This is a genomic window from Bradyrhizobium sp. BR 10289 (assembly GCF_019455385.1).
GTDB lineage: Bacteria > Pseudomonadota > Alphaproteobacteria > Rhizobiales > Xanthobacteraceae > Bradyrhizobium.
In genome coordinates this window covers 96,748-121,067 of sequence record NZ_JACOFR010000009.1, presented here as the reverse complement: position 1 = coordinate 121,067, position 24,320 = coordinate 96,748, and the positions used below count along the sequence as shown (strand labels likewise).

General features: G+C 64.4%; 18 protein-coding genes and 1 tRNA gene. 11 read left to right on the top strand and 8 right to left on the bottom strand.

Annotated features, from left to right (window positions below):
* Nucleotides 1-54 precede the first annotated feature (54 nt).
* The 3 genes from HYH08_RS17445 to HYH08_RS17435 all read left to right on the top strand — a co-directional run bounded on the left by HYH08_RS17445 (nucleotide 55) and on the right by HYH08_RS17435 (nucleotide 1,434).
* Nucleotides 55-693: a class I SAM-dependent methyltransferase gene (locus HYH08_RS17445; protein WP_220011033.1), complete on the top strand. Its 639-nt coding sequence runs from the start codon at nucleotides 55-57 to the stop codon at nucleotides 691-693.
* A gap of 46 nt (nucleotides 694-739) precedes the next feature.
* Nucleotides 740-1,102, top strand: coding sequence for a hypothetical protein (locus HYH08_RS17440; protein ID WP_220011032.1), 363 nt, complete (start codon nucleotides 740-742; stop codon nucleotides 1,100-1,102).
* Nucleotides 1,103-1,357: 255 nt separating this feature from the next.
* Nucleotides 1,358-1,434: transfer RNA gene (locus tag HYH08_RS17435), tRNA-Met, on the top strand.
* A 365-nt stretch (nucleotides 1,435-1,799) separates the two neighbouring features.
* On the opposite strand, the gene HYH08_RS17430 is transcribed toward HYH08_RS17435, so the two are convergent.
* The 3 genes from HYH08_RS17430 to HYH08_RS17420 form a co-directional block, all read right to left on the bottom strand.
* Nucleotides 1,800-3,227, bottom strand: coding sequence for a sensor histidine kinase (locus HYH08_RS17430; protein ID WP_220011031.1), 1,428 nt, complete (start codon nucleotides 3,225-3,227; stop codon nucleotides 1,800-1,802).
* A complete protein-coding gene (locus HYH08_RS17425; protein WP_220011030.1) occupies nucleotides 3,217-3,939 on the bottom strand; it encodes a response regulator in 723 nt (240 codons plus the stop codon). The genes HYH08_RS17430 and HYH08_RS17425 overlap by 11 nt, the downstream gene beginning before the upstream one ends.
* A 384-nt stretch (nucleotides 3,940-4,323) precedes the next feature.
* Entirely contained in the window at nucleotides 4,324-5,058 is a 735-nt protein-coding gene (locus HYH08_RS17420) for a TetR/AcrR family transcriptional regulator (RefSeq protein ID WP_220011029.1), read from the bottom strand.
* A gap of 82 nt (nucleotides 5,059-5,140) precedes the next feature.
* Between HYH08_RS17420 and HYH08_RS17415 the strand changes: the two genes are divergently transcribed.
* The 3 genes from HYH08_RS17415 to HYH08_RS17405 are packed head-to-tail and all read left to right on the top strand — an operon-like array spanning nucleotide 5,141 to nucleotide 10,934.
* Nucleotides 5,141-6,742 (top strand): efflux transporter outer membrane subunit, encoded by a 1,602-nt coding sequence (locus HYH08_RS17415; RefSeq protein ID WP_220011028.1) that lies wholly within the window; start codon nucleotides 5,141-5,143, stop codon nucleotides 6,740-6,742.
* Nucleotides 6,739-7,854: an efflux RND transporter periplasmic adaptor subunit gene (locus tag HYH08_RS17410; protein ID WP_228747891.1), complete on the top strand. Its 1,116-nt coding sequence runs from the start codon at nucleotides 6,739-6,741 to the stop codon at nucleotides 7,852-7,854. Before HYH08_RS17415 ends, HYH08_RS17410 begins: the two co-directional genes overlap by 4 nt.
* Before the next feature lie 35 nt (nucleotides 7,855-7,889).
* Nucleotides 7,890-10,934: an efflux RND transporter permease subunit gene (locus HYH08_RS17405; RefSeq protein ID WP_220011027.1), complete on the top strand. Its 3,045-nt coding sequence runs from the start codon at nucleotides 7,890-7,892 to the stop codon at nucleotides 10,932-10,934.
* On the opposite strand, the gene HYH08_RS17400 is transcribed toward HYH08_RS17405, so the two are convergent.
* Nucleotides 10,931-12,316: an ATP-binding protein gene (locus HYH08_RS17400; RefSeq protein WP_349631435.1), complete on the bottom strand. Its 1,386-nt coding sequence runs from the start codon at nucleotides 12,314-12,316 to the stop codon at nucleotides 10,931-10,933. The genes HYH08_RS17405 and HYH08_RS17400 overlap by 4 nt on opposite strands.
* Before the next feature lie 417 nt (nucleotides 12,317-12,733).
* Here HYH08_RS17400 and HYH08_RS17395 point away from each other — a divergent pair, with 417 nt between their 5' ends.
* From HYH08_RS17395 to HYH08_RS17380, 4 genes are all read left to right on the top strand, one after another.
* A complete protein-coding gene (locus tag HYH08_RS17395) occupies nucleotides 12,734-13,609 on the top strand; it encodes a DUF3313 domain-containing protein (RefSeq protein WP_502788265.1) in 876 nt (291 codons plus the stop codon).
* 52 nt (nucleotides 13,610-13,661) lie between these two features.
* Nucleotides 13,662-15,116, top strand: coding sequence for an efflux transporter outer membrane subunit (locus tag HYH08_RS17390; RefSeq protein ID WP_228747890.1), 1,455 nt, complete (start codon nucleotides 13,662-13,664; stop codon nucleotides 15,114-15,116).
* A gap of 97 nt (nucleotides 15,117-15,213) precedes the next feature.
* Entirely contained in the window at nucleotides 15,214-16,473 is a 1,260-nt protein-coding gene (locus HYH08_RS17385; protein ID WP_502788263.1) for an efflux RND transporter periplasmic adaptor subunit, read from the top strand.
* A gap of 1 nt (nucleotide 16,474) precedes the next feature.
* A complete protein-coding gene (locus tag HYH08_RS17380; RefSeq protein ID WP_220011024.1) occupies nucleotides 16,475-18,445 on the top strand; it encodes a MacB family efflux pump subunit in 1,971 nt (656 codons plus the stop codon).
* A 182-nt stretch (nucleotides 18,446-18,627) separates the two neighbouring features.
* Here HYH08_RS17380 and HYH08_RS17375 read toward each other — a convergent pair whose 3' ends face one another.
* The 4 genes from HYH08_RS17375 to HYH08_RS17360 form a co-directional block, all read right to left on the bottom strand.
* Complete coding sequence (locus HYH08_RS17375) at nucleotides 18,628-19,953, bottom strand: MFS transporter (RefSeq protein ID WP_220011023.1); 1,326 nt, start codon at nucleotides 19,951-19,953, stop codon at nucleotides 18,628-18,630.
* A 113-nt stretch (nucleotides 19,954-20,066) separates the two neighbouring features.
* Nucleotides 20,067-20,915 carry a fumarylacetoacetate hydrolase family protein gene (locus HYH08_RS17370; protein WP_220011022.1) on the bottom strand — a complete coding sequence of 283 codons (849 nt, stop codon included), beginning with the start codon at nucleotides 20,913-20,915 and terminating at the stop codon, nucleotides 20,067-20,069.
* On the bottom strand, nucleotides 20,912-22,519 hold the full coding sequence (locus HYH08_RS17365; RefSeq protein ID WP_220011021.1) for a bifunctional 3-(3-hydroxy-phenyl)propionate/3-hydroxycinnamic acid hydroxylase: 1,608 nt from the start codon (nucleotides 22,517-22,519) through the stop codon (nucleotides 20,912-20,914). Before HYH08_RS17365 ends, HYH08_RS17370 begins: the two co-directional genes overlap by 4 nt.
* A complete protein-coding gene (locus tag HYH08_RS17360) occupies nucleotides 22,516-23,418 on the bottom strand; it encodes a VOC family protein (protein WP_220011020.1) in 903 nt (300 codons plus the stop codon). Before HYH08_RS17360 ends, HYH08_RS17365 begins: the two co-directional genes overlap by 4 nt.
* A 160-nt stretch (nucleotides 23,419-23,578) precedes the next feature.
* On the opposite strand from HYH08_RS17360, the gene HYH08_RS17355 reads away from it, so the two are divergent.
* Entirely contained in the window at nucleotides 23,579-24,295 is a 717-nt protein-coding gene (locus HYH08_RS17355; RefSeq protein ID WP_220011019.1) for a GntR family transcriptional regulator, read from the top strand.
* Nucleotides 24,296-24,320 lie beyond the last annotated feature (25 nt).

Genomic DNA, 24,320 nt, shown 5'->3' with positions numbered 1-24,320 from the left:
TTCGATCTTACCAATGAACAATATTCTTCACAGTTTCGCGTAAGGGCAGGGGGCATGGCAGCAGACATCTCGCGGGCCGAGGTCGAGAAGGCCTATGGCCGCTGGGCGCCGGTCTATGATCTCGTGTTCGGCAAGGTGTTCGATGCCGGACGGCAGTCGACCATCGCCGAGGCCGACCGCATCGGCGGCCGCATTCTCGACGTCGGTGTCGGCACCGGGCTTTCGCTCTCCGACTATTCGCGCACCACGAAGATCTGCGGCGTCGACATCTCCGAGCCGATGCTGCGCAAGGCGCAGCAACGCGTGCGGAGCTTGCGCCTCTCCAACGTCGAAGTGCTCTCGGTGATGGACGCGAAGAACCTCGCCTTCCCCGACAACGCCTTCGACGCGGTGGTCGCGCAATACGTCATCACCGCGGTGCCCGATCCCGAAGGCACGCTCGACGAGTTCGTGCGCGTGCTCAAGCCCGGCGGCGAGCTGATCCTCGTCAACCACATCGGCGCGGAAAAGGGCCTGCGCAAGCTCTCCGAGCTCGCCTTCGCGCCGCTCGCGCGCCGCCTCGGCTGGCGCCCGGAATTCCCGTGGGCCCGCCTCGTCAACTGGGCCGCCAAACACGGCGGCGTCACGCTGGCCGAGCGCCGCCCGATGCCGCCGATGGGGCACTTTTCGCTGATCCGCTACCATAAATCGTAATGTTCGGCGGTGGGAACGGCGCGCGGCCTCCGCGCGTTTCCTTTCCATGCGCACAACATCAAACATCATTCTTGCGGGCCTCATGATCGCAGCCTCTGCGCCAGCGATCGCGCAGGCCCCGCCCGCCCCGGCAACGCCGCCGCAAGCGACCGCGCCGCCATCCCCGCAACGCGCCGCCGACTGCACGCCGCAGGACCGCCCGAACCGCGCCACCACCCCCGACGGCACCACCACCGGCCAGTCCCGGGAACCGCTCGGCGACAAGCTGGCCAAATCCGACGGCGTGCTCTGCCCGCCTGCCGGCGTGGACCCCGAGATGCACGCCCCGGCCCCGGAATCCGGCGGCAACACCCCGGTCATCCCGCCCCCCGGCAGCCCCGGCGGCGATCCCAACGTCAGACCGAAATAGCTCGTCGCGCGCGGAGGGCGTTGGCGGGAGACGATGCCGCTTCTTCGCCTCTCCCGCTGCGGGGAGAGGCTTGAATCCGCGCAAAAGCGGATTCCGGCCAAGGGGGATTCTCCGCGAGTCTGGTGCCCAAAAACGATCGATTCCGACGCCAACATCACCCGTTGGCTCGAACGACCTTAGCTTGACTTCTCCCCGCCCCCTTCCTTATATGCCGCGCGTTCGCGAGATCGGCAGTTTTGCCGTTCGCGACCCTGTGGCGGGGTAGCTCAGCTGGTTAGAGCACGGGAATCATAATCCTGGGGTCGGGGGTTCGAGTCCCTCCCCCGCTACCAAATTCCCGGTAAATCCCTGAAAATCCTAGTCTTACCTGATCGCTGCTGCGCGCGAGGGAATGCATCAATGATACATGCGCGCGAAGCTCTCAGCGATGGTCCATGAGGACCGATCGGAACAACAGACTTAACACTACGGCGCGGTGGCGCTGAGGCCGCATTGGCGGATATCAGTTCGCGTCAGACGTGAATTCCATTCAGGGCGTCAACTCTAGCGCCTGAAGAGATGCGCTGGCATCGGTGAGCGGCAGAACGCGCCGCTAAAGCGTCATTCGGAAAAGTGCGAAGCGGTTTTCCGAAAGAGCATGCCCAAACGATAACCTAAAGCGCAATGACGATTCATTCTGATTTCATCGCGCGTTAGCTCACTTGGGCAGCAGGATCACCACGGTAAACCCGCTTCCATCCTTCGTTCTAAACCGGATCGACCCGCCTTGGCCGAGGACGACGTCGCGCACGATCGTGAGTCCCAGGCCGGTCCCGGGGATCTTTGCACTTCTGGCCTGGTCCAGCCGTCGAAAGGGTGCCATGGCCTCTTCGGTCCTGTCGTGAGGGATGCCCGGGCCGTCGTCGCTGATGCTCACCTCGATGTGCTCGCGATCTGCCTTCAGGCTGACCCGTGCGACTGCGCCATACTTCACGGCATTGTCGATCAGGTTTCGAAAAGCTCGCTTGAGCGGGATCAGGCGTCCGACGATTTCGAGATGATCGGGGCCGGTATAGCTGCAATCATGGCCATTGTCGGTGGCCTCATCGACCAGGCTGATCAACAGCGCGGCGAGATCCATCGGCTGGGTAGCTGCTTCGGTCGTCTCACCGCTTGCGAAGGCGAGGGTGGTGTCGACCATCGCCGTCATGTCAGCGATCTCCGACAAGATGGCGTCACGATCATCATCGGTTTCGAGCTGTTCGGCGGAAATGCGCATGCGCATCAGCGACGATCTGAAATCGTGCGAGATCGCGGCCAGCATTTGCGTGCGCTCCTTGACGAACGAGAGCAGGCGCCGCTGCATGTCTTCGAACGCCCTGGCGACGACGCCAAACTCGTATAGTCCCTGATCGGAGACTGCGACGAAATCCCGCGTCTTGCCGATCTGGTCGGCGGCTTCGACCAGCCGGTCCAGCGGCGCGACGATGCGACGCGTCAGCAGCGTCGAGATGAGCGCGATGATCAAGCCGCCGCCGATCAGAGGAAGCAGCGGCAAGGCATTGCTCAGGCCGCCGACCGTTTCCGCAAACGAAACGCTGATCCAGGTATTGTCGTCACCTTGAACGAGAATCCGCAAACTTGCCGGCACGAGAATGTCCGGCTCGCTCGACGTCAGGGGTGAGGTGCCCAGGGAGGGCGCGACGGAGGCAGGCAGAACCTGCGTCTTGATGGCGCGAAACGGGCCTCCAACCGAAAATCCGGCGTCATACACCTCCACACTGCGGACGTTGTTGCCAAGCGCAGCCTTGACCGTTGCGCTCAGTCTGGCGAAGGTCGGATCCGGGCCGTTGGAGCTCTCGATCGGTTTCTCTCTGGACCAAGTCACAGTCAGCAGCGAGCTGGACTGGCTGGCCTTGCCTTCGCGATCCGAAACGGGCTGCGCGAAAATCCCGGCGGCGAGGCTAGAGGTCTGATCCGCAAGCCATCGCGCGCCGGTCATCCGCAGGTGCGGCTCCGACAGGAGCCAGACCTGAAGGCCCCCCTGAAATTGAATGGCGAGCAGGCTGAGGACCATGGCGGCGGCGATGCGGCGGCCAATCCCGGGACGCCGAATCCAGCTCAGGGCATGTTCCTTAGCCGGCATCGTTGTCGACGACCGGGGTGAAGATGTAGCCGCCATTCCGTACCGTCTTGATCAGCGTCGGATTTTCCGGGTTTTCTTCCAGCTTGCGCCGCAGCCGCATGACCTGCACGTCGATGGTGCGATCGACCGACGTCGATGTGCGGCCGCGCGCTAGGTCCAGGAGCTGGTCGCGGTTGAGCACGCGGTTGGGGTGCTCCACGAAAGCCTGAAGCAGGTCATATTCGCCGGAGGTGAGCTCGACCAGCGCACCCGATGGAGATTTCAACGTTCGCGCCCGGATGTCCAAAGTCCATCTGGCGAACACGAATACAGTCGAGCGCTTCGTGGACTTGCTGACATCGACGGCGGATTGACGCCGCAACACCACGCGGATGCGTGCCAGGAGCTCGCGGAGACCGAACGGCTTGCAGATATAGTCCTCGGCGCCGAGCTCGAGACCGACCACCCGATCGGTCTCTTCGGCGACCGCGGTTAGAAGGATGACGGGGACCGGGTCCTCGCCCTGTGTCTGGCGCAGAAGGGACAATCCGTTCTCATCGGGCAGCATGACGTCGAGCACGATCAGATCCACCCTGGACGTCGCGAGCTTTTCCCGGAACTGCTTTCCGTCGCTTGCGATGGAGACGCGCAAACCCTGCTGTCCAAGGAATTTGGCCAGGCCGGAGCGAATCTTGGGATCGTCGTCGACGATGAGAATGTGGGGAGCCGACATGAGCGAGGCATCCTTCGGTTTTTCGACCGTCTCAAGCCCTTTCTCGTAACAATGTGTAACAGTCGTCCTTCTACTGCGATTTCACGTTCCCTGCCGATCAGGGCGCCAGGCATTACAGAATGAAATAATCCGAAATTCGCGGTTTATCCTGCCGGCGCATCCGGGCAATAAAGATTGTCGTGCAAATTGACGATCGCCGCCTGCGAAATGCGGGATGAGGATTACCGAAAATGCGGCCGACAATCATCAAAATAGTGCGAGCCATGCGCGTGGTGGCGGCGATTGCGACTGCGCTCACGCCTGCCGGAGGCCTCGACGCCGACACGGTCGGGGCAGTGGAGCTACGGCTGCGGCGCTAGCGGCGCGGCCACGCACGTGCCGATGCTAACGCTGAGCTCGAGCCTTCACCGGACTTTGATGCGCTCCTCTCTTGCCCGTCTTTTTCGCAACGGTCGGCTTGCGTTGGTAGGCGGCAAGAAAGACGTTGATACCTCCCTCGATCAGGGCATGATACTCGGCCTCGCTCGGCGCGCTCATGGACAGGGCCCATTTCAGGATCACCTTGCCCTGGATGAGGCTGAGAAACTGCGTCGCCGCCAACTTGGTATCGGCAATATTGACGAGCCGTTGGGCCTGCGCCGCGCGCAGGAAGGCAGCCAATTCGGCGTCGCACCGCTCGGGCCCGGCCTTCATGAAGACGTCGGCAACGCGCGGATAGCGGGAGGCACAGGACATAATGAGCCTGTGCATCGCCAATCCTCTCTGGTCGAGAAAACCTTCGAGAAAAGTCCGTGCGATCGCGCGGAGCTCCTTTCTGAGGTCGATCGGCGCGCCGGTGTCCTGCCACAAGGTCTTTGGTCCGAACCGACGGCACTCGTCGCTCACCAGCGCCAGCAGCAGATCGTCCTTGTCGTCAAAATGAACGTAGAGCGTCGCCTTCGACACGCCGGCATGGCGTGCAATCGCATCCATGCTGGTTGCGTCGAAGCCGAGATCGAGAAACAGCGCGCGCGCACCATCCAGAATTTGGCGGTACTTGGCCTTTGCGCGCGGCCGTTCGCTCGCATCAATCTGTTTCTGCGCATTTCGTGCTTGCGGCTTTCGCACAGCAGCTGCCATGACCCCGTTCCCCTGCGGCTTGACATTTCTCCGAGACTGGCAGCATACAGGCCCCCGAGACAAAACTAAACGGTTTAGTTCGATGACGGCTCCCCATCGCGCCCTGCGCCGGCGAAAGCCCTCCGTTGCGGCCGGCTGGCGCGACAGAGGCCTGGCCCGTGCGGGCACTCTTCTCCCGGGTCTTCTCCCAAGTCTGCTGCTGGCCTCCTGCGCCGTCGGCCCGGACTTCACCGCGCCCGCGAGCCCGGCCGTGGACGGCTATACGCGCGAGCAACGCGTTGCCGCGACGGAGAGCGCCCCGGTTGCCGGCGGCAACGCGCAGGGCTTTGCGTCCGGCGCCGACATATCCGGCTACTGGTGGACATTGTTTCGATCGAAGCAGCTCAGCGCCTTCGTCGAGGAGGCCGTTCGTAACCATCCGGACGTCCAGGCTGCCCAGCTCGCGCTGCTCAATGCGCGCGAGACCGCACTGGCGCAGCAGGGCAGCCTGTTTCCGCAGGTGACGGCGAACGGATCGGCGGAGCGCGAGCAAGCGTCGACGACCCAGCAGGGCGACTGGCCGGGGCAGACTTCGAACTATGCGCTCTATGGCGCCTCGGTCAGCGTATCCTACACCCTGGACGTTTGGGGCGGCACGCGGCGTCAGGTCGAATCCCTCCAGGCGCAGGCCGACTACCAGGCGTTCAAGCTCGAGGCGACCTATCTGGCGCTGACCGCCAACGTGATCACGGCCGCGATTACCGACGCTTCGCTGCGCGATCAGATCACCGCGACCGAAGAGATCATCAAGGCGGAGTCGGACCAGCTCGTGCGCATCCAGCGCCAGTTCGACGTCGGCGCGAACTCGAAATCGGATGTGCTGTCGCAGGAAGCGACGCTGGCGCAGGCGAAGGCCACGTTGGCGCCGCTGCAGAAGCAGCTGGCGCAGGAGCGCAATCAATTGATGGCCTATCTCGGACGGCTGCCGAGTCAGGACCGCGGCGAGCATGTCCGGCTTGCCGATCTGCGCCTTCCCGGACGGCTTCCCGTCTCGCTGCCCTCCACGCTGGTTCGCCAGCGCCCCGACATCCGCCAGGCGGAGGCAACGCTGCATCAGGCGACCGCAACCGTCGGCGTCGGCATCGCCAACCTGCTGCCACAGCTCACCCTCTCGGGGAGTTACGGCGCCAGCGGTCCGGAGCGGCTGTTCTCGCCCACCACCATCGTCTGGAGCGCGGCCTCAAGCGTCAGCCAGAAAATTTTCGACGGCGGGACGCTGTATCACACCAAGGAAGCCGACGTAGCGACGTTCGAGCAGGATCTGGCTCTCTACAAGAGCACGGTGGTGACGGCGTTCCAGAACGTCGCCGATTCGCTGCGTGCGATCCAGTACGACGCAGCGACGCTGAAGGCGCAGGCGGCCTCGGAGAAGGCCACCGCCGACAGCCTCGCGATGGCCATCGAGCAGTTCAAGATCGGCGCGGTCCCCTATGTGACCGTGACCAACGCCCAGCAATCCTACCTCAATGCGCGCGTGTCGCGCATCAAGGCGCAGGCGACGCGCTTCACCGATACGGCCGCGCTGTTTCAGGCGCTGGGCGGCGGCTGGTGGAATCGGACGGATGAGACCCCCGACGCGCGGCCGCGCGCAAATCCCGGCTACTTCGCGGGTCTCGACAAGAAGAACCAGGAAGCGATGCGATGATGAAACGCATGACGATCATGCTGAGCGGGATGGCCGTCCTGTTCGGCGGCCTCTACGGCTTTCAGACTTTCAAGGACATGATGATCAGGAAGGCGATTGGAGGCATGGCCAATCCGCCGCAGGTCGTGTCGACGGTGGTCGCCGACAACGCGCCCTGGCAGTCGACCTTAACCGCTATCGGCTCGCTACGGGCCGTCAACGGCGCCGATCTCGCGCTTCAGGTCGCCGGCATCGTCCAGAATATCCAGTTCTCCTCCGGTGACAGCGTCGCGGCCGGGCAGACATTGCTCTCGCTGGTCGCAACCGATGACATCGCCAAGCTGAACTCGCTGGAAGCCACCGCGGAGAACTACGCCATCGTGCTGAGGCGCGACCAGGAGCAGATCAAGTTCAACGCCGTCAGCCAGGCGACGGTCGACAGCGACAAGGCCAATCTGAAGAACGCGCAGGCTCTGGTCGAGCAGCAGAAGGCGGTGGTCGAGCAGAAGACGCTGAAGGCCCCCTTTGCCGGCCGGCTCGGCATCCGCGCAGTCGATCTCGGCCAGTACTTAAGCGCCGGCACAAGCATCGTCACGCTGCAGAGCCTCGATCCGATCTATGTCGACTTCTATCTGCCGCAGCAGGCGCTGGCCTCGATCAGCATCAACCAGGATATCGCGCTCTCCGTCGATTCGTTTCCGGCGGAGCGATTTACCGGGCAGATCACGGCAATCAACGCCAAGGTCGATTCGAGCAGCCGCAACGTTCAGGTGCGCGCCACCTTGCGAAACGGCGAGGCCCGGCTGCTGCCAGGCATGTTCGCCAAGGTCGAGATCGCCGTCGGCAAGCCGGAGCAGGTCGTCACGGTGCCGCTCACGGCAATCGTCAACAATTCCTACGGCGATCTCGTCTATCTCGTCGACAATCTGCATGACGGGCAGGGCACCGCGCGCCAGATGTTCGTCAAGACAAAGGCTGCAAAGGGCGACCGCATCGCGGTAACCGACGGGGTCAAGCCGGGAGAGACGGTGGTGATCGCCGGCCAGCTCAAGCTGCGCAACGGCAGCCCGGTCAAGATCGACAATTCCCACGTGCCGGTCGCGGAAGCCGCGCCCAACATCGTCGATCAGTAATCCCGGCCACGCGTTCGAACAGGCAGCCAACAACGATGCGCTTCACCGATATCTTCATCCGCCGGCCGGTTCTGGCGCTCGTGGTCAGCGCCCTGATCCTGGTGCTCGGCCTGCGCTCCATGTCGACGCTGTCGATCCTGCAATATCCACAGACCCAGAACGCCATCGTCACGGTGACGACGGCCTACGCCGGCGCGGATTCCGACATCATCGCGGGATTCATCACCACGCCGCTGGAGAACGCCATCGCCCAGGCCAACGGCATCGACTACATGACGTCGAGCAGCGTCACCGGCACCAGCACCATCACGATCAATCTGCGGCTGAACTACGATTCCGGCAAAGCGATGACCGAGATCAACGCCAAGGTCAACTCGGTGCTGAACCAGTTCCCGAGCGGCACGCAGCAGCCCACGCTGACGCTCAAGGTCGGCCAGACCATCGATTCGATGTATATCGGCTTCGCTAGCGACGTGCTGGCGCCGAACCAGATCACCGACTATCTGACGCGCGTGGTGCAGCCGCGGCTCCAGGCCGTGGCCGGCGTGCAGACCGCCGAATTACTGGGTGCCAAGAAGTTCGCGCTGCGTGCATGGTTCGATCCGGACAAGCTGGCGGCCTACGGTCTCACCGCGAGCGACGTTTCGACGGCCCTGTCCGGCAACGACTATATTTCGGGCCTCGGCTCCACCAAGGGGCGTCTGGTGCAGGTCGACCTCGCCGCCTCGACCAATCTCCATTCCTTGGAGCAGTACCGCAACCTCGTGGTCAAGACCGTGAATGGCGCGATCATCCGCTTGCGCGACGTCGCCAATGTCACGCTCGGTAACGACGATTACGACAGCGAAACGAAGTTCAACGGCAGGACGGCAGTCTATATCGGCATCCAGACCGCTCCGACGGCCAACCTGCTCGACGTGATCAACGGCGTGAAAGCGGTGCTGCCGGACATCAAGGCGCAGCTTCCGAACGGGCTCGTCGGCGAGGTGCTCTACGACTCCACCGATTTCGTGAACGCCTCGATCGAGGAGGTCGTTCACTCGCTGCTGGAGGCGGTGCTGATCGTGATCGTCGTGGTGTTCCTGTTCCTGGGATCCTGGCGATCGGTGCTGATCCCCGTCATCGCCATCCCCTTGTCGCTGATCGGCACTTTCGGCCTGATGCTGCTGATGGGCTTCTCCATCAATCTCCTGACGCTGCTCGCGCTCGTGCTTGCGATCGGGCTCGTCGTGGACGACGCCATCATTGTGGTCGAGAGCGTGCACCGCTTGATCGACGAGGGCGTGGCGCCGGTCGAAGCGGCCATCCAGTCAGCCCGTTCCCTGGCGAGCCCGATCGTCGCCATGACGGTGGTCCTGATTGCGGTCTACGTCCCCGTGGGATTCCAGGGCGGCCTCACGGGCGCGCTGTTCACCGAGTTCGCCTTCACCCTGGCCGGCGCCGTGACGGTGTCGGCGGTGATCGCGCTCACGCTGTCGCCGATGAACTGCGCCTGGCTGCTTCGCAAGACCGAGCGTGATGCGACCAATTGGGAAGCGCGCCTGGTGCGCGCGATCGACCACGTGCTGGAGTGGCTTTCGAGCGCCTATCGTCGCCGGCTCGAGGCCGTCTTCGGCATGAAGCCGGTCGTGGCCGTGTTCGCGCTGCTGCTGCTTGCCGCGATCCCGTGGCTCTATTCGACCTCGACCAGCGAGCTTGCGCCGGACGAGGATCAGGGCGTCGTGCTCTCGCTGACGTACTCGGCTCCTTCCGCAACGCTCCAGCAGCGGGAGTTCTATGGCCGGCAGCTCTACGATCTCGTGGCCGGGCGCCCGGAAACTGCAACGGTGTTCCAAATCGATACGTCGACCCAATTCATCAGCGGCTGGGTGCTGAAGCCCTGGGACCAGCGCAGTCTCACCACCAAGACGCTTCAGCCGGAATTCCAGAGCCTGCTCAACACCATTGCCGGCACGCGCTCCGTCGCGTTCCAGCCCTCGTCGCTTCCGGGTAGCAACGGGCTTCCGATCCAGTTCGTTATCGGCACGACCGGCTCGTTCAACGAGCTCGACACCGTCTCGCGGAATTTCATGGCAGAGGCGCTCAAGACCGGTCAGTTCATCTTTCTCGACACGGATCTGAAGGTCGACAGGCCGCAGACCATGGTCGTGTTCGACCGTGACAAAGCCGGCGACGTCAGCTTGAAGATGAGCGATCTCGGCGGTGCGCTCGCCACCATGCTGGGCGGCAACTACCTCGATTATTTCAGCCTTGACGGCCGGTCCTACAAGGTCATTCCCCAGGCCGTGCAGAACCAGCGGCTGACCAGCGATCAGTTGCTCGGTTACTACATCCGCGTCGGTAACAACTCCATGGTTCCGCTGTCGACCCTGGCCCACCTCGAGAAGAAGACCGTTCCGCAGTCGCGCAACCACTTCCAGCAGATCAATGCGGCAACGATCTCGGGTGTCGCGATGCCCGGTGTCTCCATGGGCAGCGCGCTGGCGACCTTGAAGGGTCTCGCGAAGACGTTGCCGGTCGGCTATTCCATCGATTTCGGCGGCGCCTCGCGACAGCTCGAACAGGAATCGGGCGGCTTCGTCACGACCTTCGGCTTTGCCGTGATCATCATCTTCCTGGCGCTGGCGGCGCTGTTCAACAGCTTCCTCGATCCCGTCATCATCCTGGTGTCGGTGCCGATGTCGCTCGCCGGTGCGCTGATCTTCATCAGCCTCGGCATCGGGGGCGCGAGCCTCAACATCTATACCCAGGTCGGGCTGCTCACGCTGATGGGCCTCGTCAGCAAGCACGGCATTCTGATGGTCGAGGTTGCCAACGAACTGCGCGCAGCCGGCAAGGAGGTCACCGAGGCGATCATCGAGGCCGCGACGATCCGGCTGCGGCCGATCCTGATGACCACGGCGGCCATGGTGCTCGGCGTCGTTCCGCTGATCACGGCGAGCGGCGCGGGTGCGGTGTCGCGCTACAACATGGGACTGGTGATCGCCACCGGCCTGTCCATCGGGACGTTGTTCACGCTGTTCGTAGTGCCCGTGGCCTATGCACTGATCGCCCGTCCGGCGCGCCAGGAAGGTGCCTAGAGCGCCGCGCCGGAACCATGGCTCTCTCCGGTTTGGAGAGAGGCATCAGGCGGCAGCATCATCAGTACCTGCAGGCCTGAGGGCTGGCGCGGCCGCATCTCGATGCGGCCGCCGTGCCGCTTGATGATCTCCAGCGCGATCGACAGGCCGAGGCCGAAGCCGGTCTTGTTCTCGCTCCGCGCATCGTCGATCTTGAAGAACGGCTGGAACACCTTGTCGCGCAGCGTGTCCGGGATACCCGGGCCGTCGTCGGAGACGTCGATCTCGATCGCACCGCTGCCGTTCGTGCCGAGGCCGACGGTGATCGTGCTGGCATGCTTGACTGCGTTCTCGACGATGTTGGTGACGGCGCGCGACAGGGCACGGGGATGGCAGGCATAGGTGAAGCGTTCCGGACCGGCATAACTGACCGCGTGTCCGATGTCGGAGAAGTCCGAGCAAATGGTCTGCAGGAAGCTCGGCAGGTCGACGCGGGTCGGAGGCTCGGACTTCGAATCGTCCCGGAGATATTCCAGGGTGTCGTCGAGCATGCGGCCGACCTTGGCGATGTCGCGCAGCATAGGGTCGCGCAGATTGTCCTGCTGGATCTGCTCGGCGCGCAGCCGCAGCCGCGTCAGCGGCGTTCGCAGATCGTGGCTGATCGCCGCGAGCATGCGGGTGCGGTCATCCAGCAGCGTGCGGATGCGGGTCCGCATCTCGTTGAGGGCGTCGGTGACCTGGACGATCTCGCGAGGACCACGCCGGCGCAGCGCGTCATAGGCTTGCGGCGAGCGTCCGAAAACGGTCGCCGCAGTCGCGACCGCCGCGAGCGGCGCGACCACCCGGCGCACGGCATAGATCGACATGAGCAATGCGGAGAACACGACGATGATCAACAGCAGAGCGGTTGGAGGGACGAGCATCGGCCATGTCTGGATGGCGAGGTCGAACCTCAGGCCATGGCTGTCATCGAGCCGGGTGATGATCTGCGATGGTGGGCCCTCGGGGTCTCCGAGCTCATTCAGGATTTCGATGTCGCGGTGTGCCTCCAAGGGATGCATGGCGAGGCGGACGGCCAAGGCATTGCTCTTGATCGGGACCAGAGCGGCCAATGAGACGCGCTTGACCTCCAGGCCGCTGCGCTCGATCGCGGCCAGCATGGTGTCAGCTTCCGTCGCGTCTTTCGTCGCGCGGACCAGCCGCGTGATCTCGCAGATTCGCGCGGCCACGTAGATCGGGCTGTCATCGCGGGCCGGCGGGTCATAGAGAAACCAGAGGACGGCTGCGAGCAACGTGACGCCGAGCAACACCGAGACCGCGACGAGGCCGGTGATCTGGGTGGTGATGCTTTGCGGCGCCAGCCGCTGAACAAGCGCCAGCAGGCCGGTTTCGACCCTCGACACGGAGATGCGTGGTGAAGAATGTGTGCGGATGTTGCGGGCAGGGGAGCGCGCTGTATCGAGATGAGGTGACATGGCGACAGGGTAGGGCATTCACGAGCGATGAGCAGGGCGTGAAGTGTTTCAATTTGTGAACCGTGCGCTGACCCTGGTTTGGACAACCCAAGTCCAGATAAGGCGCGTGTTCCGTCGCTGTCATCTTTTGTAATATCTCTTAATCCAAGGTCATCCGTCCCCATCCTATCGTGCCATCGCGATATCCGAGGACGTCATGACGGTCGCGTTTGTTATCAGCTCCAGCCGGCCTGTCGCAGGCGTGAAACGTCTGCGGCGGTTTCGTGAGCTTGTCGGCGGCAATGTGCTGGCTCGGCGGCCGGTCCTGAGCGCGCGGTATGGTTCAGTCGGGCGGGCGCGTTGATGATCTCCGACATCCGGGAATTGCGCGCCGCCCGCTCGCCGTTTGGTCGTGCGCTACGCCCGCCTTCTATTCTCGCGCTCTCGGCGGTCGTGTCGCTTTCCGGCTGCGCCAGCGCGCCCCTGGCCAAGGGCGGATCGCTATCGTCCTACGACAACATGGCGCCGTCCGACGGCATGCTGGCAAAGTCGCTGGTACGCGTCAGCAAGGACGGTGTGCTGGCAGCCAAGACTGTGCGGATCATGCCGACCTCCTTCTCGAAGGCGGCCTCGCCAACGCTGTCGCAGGAGCAGCGCATCCTGGTGGCCAATGCCGTGAACCGGGCGCTGTGCGTCGGCCTCAGCGAGCGGTTTCGGGTGGTCGGTCCGGATCAGCCGGCCGACCTGACGACCCATGTTCTGGTGACGCAGGCTGCGCCGACGAATGAGGTGGCCGCCGGAGCCTCGAAGGTGGTGTCGGTCGTGCCGGCCGCATTCGGTGTGCCGGCGCCGATACCGCGTCTGCCGATTGGGCTCGGCTCGCTCTCGCTGGAGGCCGAGGCGCAGGATCACGCCGGCGGACAGCAGGCCGCGATGATCTGGGCGCGCGGCGCCAATTCCTTCACGAATTCGCCGACCGTATCGAGCGCCGGCGACGCCTACGATCTCGCCGGTGCGTTCGCCGGAGATTTCAGCCGTTTGCTGGTGACCGGAGAGACGCCGTTCGGAAAAGCGCCGAGCCTGCCGACGCTCGACAGGATCGGCTCGTCCCTCGGAGGCAAGCCGAAATACGAAGCCTGCGAAGCGTTCGGCCGCGATCCCGGCGCCGTCGGGATGGTCGCGCGAGGCTTGGGTGTGCCGCCGGAGTGGTCCGACAAGGGCGCTCCGACGAGCAGCCAATGATCGATCGATTTGTCGGGTTGAGATGAGAGCCATCGTCAGGGCGGCTGGTTTCATGGCGTTTCCGCTTGTCATGTCGACGCTCGCCGGTTGCGCCGTCGGCCCGGATTATATAAGCCCGACGATCGCGCTGCCGACGCATTGGAGCGACGGCGCCGGCAAGCCGCCGCGACAAAGCCCCGCGCAACTTGCGCAATGGTGGCGGCGCTTCGACGATCCCTTGCTGAACGATCTGATCGAAGAAGCGGTCCAGGGCAATCTGGACGTCGCCGCCGCCAAGGCGCGCATCCGCGAGGCGCGCGCGTTGCAGCGGCAGTCGGTCGGCGCGCTATTTCCGCAGGTCTCCGGATCGGGATCTGCGACCGCAAATCGCAGCAGCGCCGGCGTCGCGACGGAGGGCGTCGGCGCCACCACCTACAATCAGTTTCAGGCCGGCTTCGATTCATCCTGGGAGCTCGACCTGTTCGGCGCGAACCGGCGTGCGGTGGAGAGCGCGACCTACAATGTGCAGGCGTCGGACGATGATCTGCGCGCGACCTTGCTGACCCTGGTCGGCGACGTCGCGTCGTACTACATCGAGGCCCGCGGCTATCGGGCCCGCGCGCTACTGGCACGGCGGACCGCCGCCTCGCAACGCGCGACCGCAGCCCTGACCCAAAAGAAGCTCGATGCTGGCTCGACGTCTCCCGTCGACAATGCCAAGGCCATCGCGCAGGCGGCCAACACCGAGGCCGCGATCCCGGCCTATGAGACCTCCTACAAGGAAGCGGTGCATCGGCTCGGTGTGTTGCTCGGGCGCGATCCGACGGCGCTGGTCTCGCGGATGGCGCGGGCGACGGCAATACCGGCGCCGCGCCTGCCGTTGCCGAAGGGAATCCCGGCGGATCTGCTGTCGATGCGGCCGGACGTGCGCAAGGCCGAACGCCAACTCGCGCAGTACACGGCCAAGATCGGGCAGGCCGAAGCCGCCCTGTATCCCGACGTGAGCCTGAACGGATCGCTCTCGACCACCGCGCTCAAGCTCGGCGATCTCGGCAAGAATTCCACGATCGGGTGGTCGGTCGGCCCTTCGCTGAGCGTGCCGATCTTCAATGGCGGCAAGCTGCGCGCCGCCGTCGATGTGGCGCAGGCCCAGCGCGACGAGTACCACATCGCCTGGCGCAGCGCCGTCTTGACGGCGTTGGAGGATGTCGAGAACGCCATCGTCTCGCTCGCCCAGGAGCGGATCAGGATCCGCAGCCTGTCCGAATCCGCGTCGCGATATGGCGAGGCGGCGCGGCTGTCGCGCTCGCTCTATGAAAGCGGGTCCAGCAGTTTCCTCGACGTGCTCGACGCCGAGCGCTCGCAATTCTCGGCCGAAGACTCGTTGCTGGAGAGCCGGGCCAATTTGGCGCGGGACTACGTCGCGCTCGGCAAGGCGCTCGGCGGCGGCTGGGACGGTGCGATTGACAGCAGTAGGCCTGAGGTCGTTGACGCCGAGATGGGGCCACATCTGGCCGCGGGACAATGATGCAGAGTTGCAATCGGATACGGCAGCATCGATCGGAGCGATCATGAACGATGTCGTGGAAATCAAGGGGCGGGATCGCAAGTCGCGGACGGACGCCGTGCCGCGACCGGCCAGTCATGCGCCACAGCCAAGCGCGCCATCGCGGCAAAAATCGTCGCCTCGGCGCATGCGCATCTTCGCCGCCATCCTGGTGCTGGCGCTGGTCGGTTGGGGCGCAAAGCTCTTGCTGCTCCCGCAGTCGAACGCCAATCTGGCGACGGCGCCCGTCACGCTTGGCGACATCGAGCAGACCGTGCTGGCGACCGGCACGCTGAAGCCGGTCAAGCTGGTGGCGCTCGGCGCGCAGGCCTCGGGCCGCCTGGTGTCGCTGAAGGTTGCGCTCGGCCAGACGGTGAGGGCGGGCGATCTGATTGCCGAGATCGACTCCCTGACCCAGCAGAACACGCTGCGGACCAACCAGGCGGCGCTCCAGAACACCCGCGCTCAACGAGATGAGAAGGAAGCGAGCCTCGCACTCGCCGAAGCGAGCTTTGCGCGCCAGCAGACCACGCTAGCGCAGAAGGCGTCGTCGCGGGCGGACTATGATTCCGCCGAAGCCAACGTCAAGACCACCAAGGCCCAGATCGCCCAGCTCGACGCCCAGATCGTCGAGGCGGAAGTCGCGGTCGAGACTGCCCGGGTCAATCTCGGCTACACCCGCATCATCGCACCGATCAATGGCACAGTTCTCTCCATCGTGACCCAGGAAGGCCAGACGGTGAATGCGGTGCAGTCGGCGCCGACCATCGTCGTGATCGGCCAGCTCGATACCATGACTATTCGTGCGGAGATCTCCGAAGCGGACGTAGTGCGGTGCCGGCCCGGCCAGCAAGTCTACTTCACCATCCTCGGCGATCCCGCGCGCCGTTATGAAGCCAAGCTCGAATCCATCGAGCCTGCGCCGGAATCGATCAAGACCGACAGCAGTTTTACCTCGACGACCACGACGTCCTCGAGCAGCAGCTCGTCCTCGTCGTCGACCTCGTCGGCGATCTACTACAACGGCATCTTCAACGTGCCGAATCCGGAGGGCGATTTGCGGACCTACATGACCGCCGAGGTGCATGTCGTGCTCGGCCGGGCGCACAACGTCTTGACCGTTCCCGTCGCCGCACTCGGCGAGACGGCCGCGGACGGCAGCGCCAAGGTGAGGGTGGTTGAATCGTCGGGCTCCGTCGTCACGCGGACGGTAAAGGTCGGCCTCAGCAACAAGATCCTGACGGAGATCCGCAGCGGCCTCTCCGCCGGCGAGCGCGTGGTGATCAACGGCAACGACGTTTCACAGGGAAAATCGGCGCTGCCGCCGCCGGGGATGTGAGATGACCGAGCCATTGATCGTTCTCGACGGGGTCAGCCGCGCCTACGTCTCCGGAGAGGCTACCGTGGTGGCGCTCGACCGCGTCGACATCCGGATCGCGGCCGGCGAAATGGTCGCGATCGTCGGCACCTCAGGCTCGGGCAAGTCGACGCTGATGAATATCCTCGGCTGCCTCGACCGTCCAACCTCCGGACATTACCGGATCGCCGGCCGCGACGTCGGCTCGCTCGACATGGACGAACTCGCGGCACTCAGGCGGGAGCACTTCGGATTCATCTTCCAACGCTATCATCTGCTCGCCGAGCTCACCGCGGTCGGCAATGTCGAGATGCCTGCGATCTATGCCGGCCGCAGCGCCTCCGACCGGCGGGACCGGGCGGCGCGCCTGCTTGGCCGTCTCGGCATGGAGAACCGGCTCGAGCATACGCCAGGGCAGCTCTCGGGCGGCCAGCAGCAGCGTGTCTCGATCGCGCGCGCTCTGATCAACGACGCCAATGTGATCCTCGCCGACGAGCCGACCGGTGCGCTCGACAGCCGGAGCGGCGAGGAGGTGTTGCGCATCCTCGACGAGATCCACGCCGAAGGCCGCACGGTGATCATCGTGACCCATGACATGGCGGTAGCCCGCCGCGCCAAGCGTATCATAGAGCTGCGCGACGGCAAGGTGTGCTCCGATCAGCCCAACCCGCGTGATCGTTCCGACGTTACCTCAGCTCATGCTCCGGCGTCAGTGGAGACCTTGGCGTCGGTGACGTCGGACTGGCGAGCGGCGCTGGGCCGCTTCGAGGAAACGCTGCGCATGGCGCTTCTGTCCATGAATGCGCATCGGCTGCGTGCGTTTTTGACCATGCTCGGCATCATCATAGGTGTCGCGTCTGTGGTCTGCGTGGTGGCACTAGGCTCGGGCTCGCAGGAGCGGGTGCTCGCCAACATCAACAGCCTCGGCACCAACACGCTGGAGATCTTTCCGGGCAAGGATTTCGGTGACACCCGCTCGGCCAAGATCAAGACGCTGGTGCTGGCCGATGCGCGGGCGCTGGGGCAGGAATCCTATGTCGCTGCGGTGACACCGACGGTATCGACCACGAGCACGGTGCGCTTTAGCGCGATCGAGGCCAGCGCGCAGGTCAGCGGCGTCGGCGAGTCCTATTTCCAGGTCAAGGGTACTCAGCTGGCTGAGGGCAGCTTCTTCGACGCTGACAGCGTGCGCAGCTATGCACAGGATGCGGTGATCGACGACAACGCACGCAAGACGCTATTTCCCGATCGCACGTCGAGCCCGATCGGAAGGGTCTTCCTGGTCGGGAAAGTGCCGTGCCGTATCGTCGGCGTCACCCGCCAGCAAACCAGCGGCTTTGGTTCGAGTGCAAGCCCCACCGTCTATCTGCCCTACACCACGGTGCAGGCGCGTTTTCTCGGCGATCCCTCGCTGCGCAGTATTAGCGTCCGCGTCGTCGATACGATATCGACCAGTGTGGCCGAGCAGGCCGTCACCCGCCTCCTGACGGAACGTCACCGCACGAAGGACTTCTTCATCCTCAACACCGACGATATCCGCCGCACCATCCAGAGTACCGCGCAGATCCTGACGCTGCTGGTCGCCGCCATTGCCGTGATCTCCCTGATCGTCGGTGGCATCGGTGTGATGAACATCATGCTGGTGTCCGTCTCCGAGCGTATCGCCGAGATCGGCGTGCGCATGGCGGTCGGCGCGCGTCAGTCCGACATCCTCCAGCAATTCCTGATCGAGGCGGTGCTGGTCTGCCTGATCGGCGGCTCGCTCGGGATCGGCTTTGCGCTGAGTTTCGGCGCCATCTTCAACGCCTTCGATGTCGGCTTCCAGCTGATCTACTCGACGACGGCGATTGTCATCGCGGTGGCATCCTCGACCGCGATCGGCGTTGCCTTCGGCTACATGCCCGCGCGCAACGCCTCGCGGCTCGACCCGGTGGCGGCGCTGACACGGGAATGAGCGCTTTCGGCTGACGTTCCAAGGATCGGACGGGTGCCGCGTCTATCGGCTGCTGACGCGAGCTACATCCAAACGTCAGCCAATCTCAGCCAAGCATCCTTGTCGACAGGGATGGTGGCCTCGCTGCCATCAGGCGTCCTGCTCGTCGGCGAGCATGTCGGTCGCGACCGCCGGCGGGTCGCCTACAGGGCGCGTTTCGCGCTTTCCGGTGCGAGCAGGATGCCGATGAAGGCGCAGGCCGCGATCGCCTCGAAATACAGGATCACCGGGGTGAAGCTGCCGCTCGATCCCATCAGGGCGGTGCCGACCAGGGGCGCGATGCCGCCGCCCAGGATGATGCCGAGCTGCTTGCCGAGCGAGGAGCCGCTGACACGGACTTCGGTCGGAAACAGCTCCGCCGTAAAGGCCGCTTCCGGCGCGAACATCAGCGCGTGGATGATCCCGATCGAGACGATGAGGCCAGTGATCAGCAGTGTCGGATCCTTGCTCGCGACCAGCTGGAAGTCGATCGGATACCAGGCGGCGGCCAGCAGAATGCCGAGTGCAATGAAGGGTCGCCGGCCGAAGCGGTCCGAGTAGCTCGCGATCAGCGGCACCATGCACATCTCCAGCACGTTGGCGACCATGGTGCCGAAGGTGACGTTGGATTGCGCCATGCCGAGCGTCCTGACCGCATAGCCGAGCACGAAAACCGTGCTCATGTACTGGAACGTGCTGTGCGCCATGTTGGCGAGACAGCCGAACAGCACCGATTTTTTCCACGACCGCACCACTGCCAGCAGGGGTGCCTTCGGCCGCGCGGCCGAAGCCTGTACCATCTTAAACAATGCCGATTCGTCGACCTGGAGGCGGATGTAGGTGCCGAGCACCACCAGCACGAGACTCAGCACGAAGGGCACGCGCCAGACCCATTGGGCGAAATCCTGCGGGGCCGAGACGAAGCCGAGCAGCGCGATGAAACCCGAAGCGAGGATCACGCCGATCGGGCCCGAGGCGTTGACGAAGGAGGCGAAGAAGCCGCGCCTTGCCGAGGGCGCATTCTCCAGCGTCAGCGACACCGCGTTCATATATTCGCCGCCGAAGGCAAAGCCCTGCGCGAAGCGCAGCGCGACCAGTGCGATCGGCGCCAAAAGTCCGATCGAATCATAGCTCGGCAGACAGCCGATCAGGAAGCTCGTGACGCCCATCAGCACGAAGGTGATCGTCAGCATCGCCTTGCGACCGAGCTGGTCGCCGTAATGGCCGAACACCATGCCGCCGAGCGGCCTGGCGACGAAACCGACTGCGAACGTCGCGTACACCGCCAGCATGCTCGCGGTCGAATCCATCTTGGGGAAGAAGAAACGATCGAACACCACGGGCGCGGTGAAGGCGTAGATGAAGAAATCATAGTGTTCGATTACCGATCCGAGCGAGGACGCGACCACGAGCTTGCGGAAGGCGGGGGTGATCGGCGCCGGTTCGGCGCGGTCCGTCGTTCCGGTGATGACCTCTGCGGTGTTGCTCATGCGTTTCCCCTCTTTGGTTTTTGCTTGTCGTCTCAATCAGGCACGTCGGCCCGGCGGAGGCGCGAGGTAAGTCTCGCCGCCGCCGGGGCGTAGGGATCTGCCGAGCGGATCGCTCACGTCGCCTCGTCGGCGACCGGATTGCGCAGGATCGCGAGCTTCTCGACCTCGACCTCGACGATGTCGCCGGGCTTCATCCAGAGCGGCGGGTTGCGCCGGGCGCCGACTCCACCAGGCGTGCCGCTGACGATCACGTCACCCGGCTCGAGCCGGGTGAAGGTCGAGCAATATTCGATCTGCCGCGGGATATCGAAGATCATGTGCTTGATCTGGGCTTCCTGCACGACCTCGCCGTTGAGGCGGGTGGTGAGCTTGAGCTCGGCCAGTTCGCCGAGCTCGTCCGGCGTCATCATCCACGGTCCGAACGCCCCGGTATCGGGAAAATTCTTTCCCGGCGTGAATTGATGGGTGTGGCGCTGGAAATCGCGGACGCTGCCATCGTTGTAGCAGGCATAACCGGCGACATGGCTCATCGCCTCGCTGCGCGAGATGTAACGTCCGGCCTTGCCGATAACGACCGCGAGCTCGCCCTCGAAGTCGAGGTCGGTCGAGACGCGCGGCCGGACGATCGGCTTCAGATGGCCGGTCTGGCTGTTGGCGTAGCGTGAGAAGATGGTGGGATGCTCGACCTCGCTGCGCCCGGTTTCCTTCCGGTGCGTCTCGTAGTTGAGGCCCACGCACAGGATCTTGTCCGGGTTCGGAATGACGGGCAGGAAGGTGAGCTTCGCAATCGGCATGGCGGCTGCCCCGGACTTCGCATCCGCGACGCCTGCGAGGGTACCTGCGATGGCGGCCCTGAGATCGGCATAACGGCTGGCGAGCACGGCACCGACGTCAATGAAATTGTCGCCCTCGACGAGACCCCACGTCGTGCGGCCATCGATAGCAACGGTTGCGAGCTTCATGCTGTGTTCTCCATTCTGAAATTCGGATCGGGTTGGTCGTGCAGGCGCGCGTTGAGGTCGCGCAAGAGATCGTCGAGTTCTGCGGCATCCTGTGCCGTCCCGAACACGTAATGATCCGGCCGCACGATTGCGGCGGCAACGCCGTACCGGTCGAACCAGCCGGCCAGCACGCCGTCGGTCTCTTCGAGCACGCCGGAGGCCCCGGTGCCGGAAGGCGCGATGGCCGTTGTAGCGAGTTCGGGATGCGCGGCGCAGAGCGCCATCAGAGAGGATAGATCGCTGCGGCGGCCGTCGAGCACAACGCGCAAACCGGGTCCGGTGATTTTGTCGAGCAGGCAGGGAAGGCCGCCATGCAGGACCATCGGTTGCGGAAACAGGGTGCCCCGCGCGGCTCCGACGTATTCCGCCAGGAAGCCCATGCGCAGCGGCGGGATGATCTCCTGCCTAGTTATTTCCAGCGGCTTGCCGCCGCCTTGATCGAGGATCTGCGCGTCGCGGCGCCGCGCGGCCGCCGGATCACGCTCGCAGATCGACTGGCCGATCGCTTTGATCTTGCCGGTCAGCTCGATCACGTGCTGCTTGCGCTCGGCCGTGTAGCTGTCGAGCAACGTCTCCGGCGAGGTGCCTTTGAGCACGCGGTCGAGCTTCCAGACGAGGTTTGTCGCATCGCGCAGGCCCTGGCACATGCCCTGGCCGATGAAGGGGGGCTGCTGATGCGCGGCATCGCCGGCGATCACGATGCGCCAGTTGCGCCAGTTGGCCGCCACCAGCGCGTGGAAGCGATAGGAGGCCGCCCGCCACAGTTCGCCGTCGTCCGGCATCAGCCACGGTGATAGTAGCGACCAGACATTCTCCGGCCGCTCCATCTGCCTGGCATCCTCGCCCGGCAGCAACATGATTTCCCAGCGCCGATGATTGCCGGGGCCGATCAGGAAGCTGACAGGCCGCGCCGGATTGCAGAACTGCGCCGAGTTTGGCGGCAGCTTGGCCAGAGCCTCCTGATTGACGCGCACGTCGACCACCAGCCAGGGCTCGTCGAAGATCAGGTCTTCGAGCGCGATCCGTCCGATCTGGCGCACCGTGCTCGAGGCGCCGTCGCAGCCGAGGACGTAGCGCGCCGTCATCTTCTGCAAGTGCCCGTCGGCGTTCCGCAGCGTTGCCTCGACACGGTCGGATCGCTGCACGAAATCGACCAACTCGACGCCGAGAGCGGCGCGGACGCTCGGAAAGCTCAGGGCGTGACCGCGCAGCACTGCTTCGACCGGCGGCTGGCTGAACACCATGCTCGGCGTGTAACCGAGAGGATAGGGTTCAGCGACCATATGGACGCGCCGGATCAGCTGGCCATCGACGCCAAAATGCTCCGATGCAGAGAACGGCTCGACGTGCGGCGCGATGGCCTCGGCCAATCCCATGTTGTCGAAGTGACGAAATATCTCGTGGTCGAGCGCGATCGCGCGCGGCTTGTCGTAGATGCCGTTGAGACGGTCGACGACGAGCACGCGATGGCCGAGGCGGCCGAGCAGGCCTGCTGCGACGGCGCCGGTCGGTCCGAAGCCGACGACGAGGACGTCGTGATGTGTGGGAGCGCAGGACATCGTCATGCGCAGCGCGCCGTGTCGAACAAGACGGAGAGCTGCGCGGTCTTGCAGGCTTCGCTCTTCGGCGGCGCGATGCCCCATTGGTCGCTGCGCCCGGGTGGCCAGACCCATTCCGACGGTCCCTTGGCGCGATAGAAGTCGTCGACCTGAAGGACTTCGGCGGTGTATTCGATGACGATCCCCGAGGGGTCGACGAAATAGGCGAACACGTTGTCTCCGGGGCCGTGGCGGCCGACGCCCCAGCCGATCGGGAAGCCATGGTCGACCATGCGGCCCGAGCCGCGCATCACCGATTCCAGGTCAGGCATCAGGAAGGCGATGTGGTTGAGCCCGTTCACCGGTGCTTCCGCAAGCACGACAGCATGGTGGTCGCTGTTGCAGCACAGGAAAGCCATCAGCTTCGAGCGATCGGTCAGGCGAAAGCCGAGCACCTGCTGGTAGAATTTCGAGAGCTTCTCGATATCGGCGCTGTTGATGTTGACATGGGCGAGCCGTTCGGGACGATCAGCCAGGACGCGCGCGGTCTTGGTGCGGTCGCCGTGGACGAACTCGATGCAGCAGCCTTGCGGCTCGCGGACCACGAAGTGCTCGCCGCCTGAGGGTGCATGCGCCGCGCCGGGCGGGGAGATGATCTCACAACCCGCCTCGCACGCACGCGCGAACAGGCGGTCGAGGTCTTCGCGCGAGCGCACGCGAAAACTGATCTTGCGCAGCGCGGCGCGGTCCCCTTGCGTCAATTCGATGACGTGGAAGTCCGCTCCGGTCGCCGCCAGATAGATGGTGCCGTCGGCTTCCGCGGCAAAGTCGAGCCCCCAGACCTTCCGATAGAAATCCGTGGAGGCGCCGAGATGCGGCGTCGCGATCTCGACGCTGCGCAACGCGACCACCGGAAAATCGGACATCGGGCTTCCTCGTGAAAGGGCCCGGAGACGCGCGCCGAAGCAGCCGCTGATCGCCACCAGAGCCGGTTGTTGTTGGCAGAGGATTAATATATATAAACAGCGACGTAAAGAAGAAATTTATAAATTATGATGTGCAGCCGCCTGATGTACAGAAAGCTTGATGAATCAGCACAGTATCAGCTCTGACCTGTCCAGCCCGAAGCCGGATGCGCCGGCGACCTTGGCGACGAGCATCTATGCCCGCCTCAAGGCCGACATCCTGACCACGCGGCTCGCGCCCGGCCGCAAGCTCCAGTCGCGCTTCCTGATGGAGCACTACAATGTCGGGCAGACCCCGCTGCGCGAGGCGCTCAATCGCCTCACCACGGAGGAGTTCGTCATCGGCATGGAGCAGCGCGGCTTCTACGTGAAGCCGGTCAGCAAGGATGAGCTTCAGGAGCTGACGAAGACGCGCTGCTGGGTCGAAGGTCTCGCCCTGCGCGAATCTATGCAGAACGCCACCCAGGACTGGGAGGAGGCACTGCTGGTGACGCACCACCGCCTCGACCGCACGCCGCGTTCGCTCGACCCGGACAAGTTCACGGACAATCCCGACTGGGAAAAGGCGCATCGCGCCTTCCATGCGACGCTGATCGGCTTGTGCGGCTCGCGTCCGCTGCTGGGCTTCTGCGAGCAGCTCGCGGACCGGCTCTATCGCTATCGCATGATGTCGATCGCCAAGGCCTATCCGGTCCGCAAGATCGGGACCGAGCACGCGCAGATCCTTCAGACGGTGCTCGATCGCAGGACGGATGACGCTGTCGCACTGCTCCAGCAGCACTATCAGCGCACGGCCGACGTGATCTATTCAGACCTCGAGGCCGTGTTGCCACCGTGAACAAAACGGGACGGGAAGCACACGT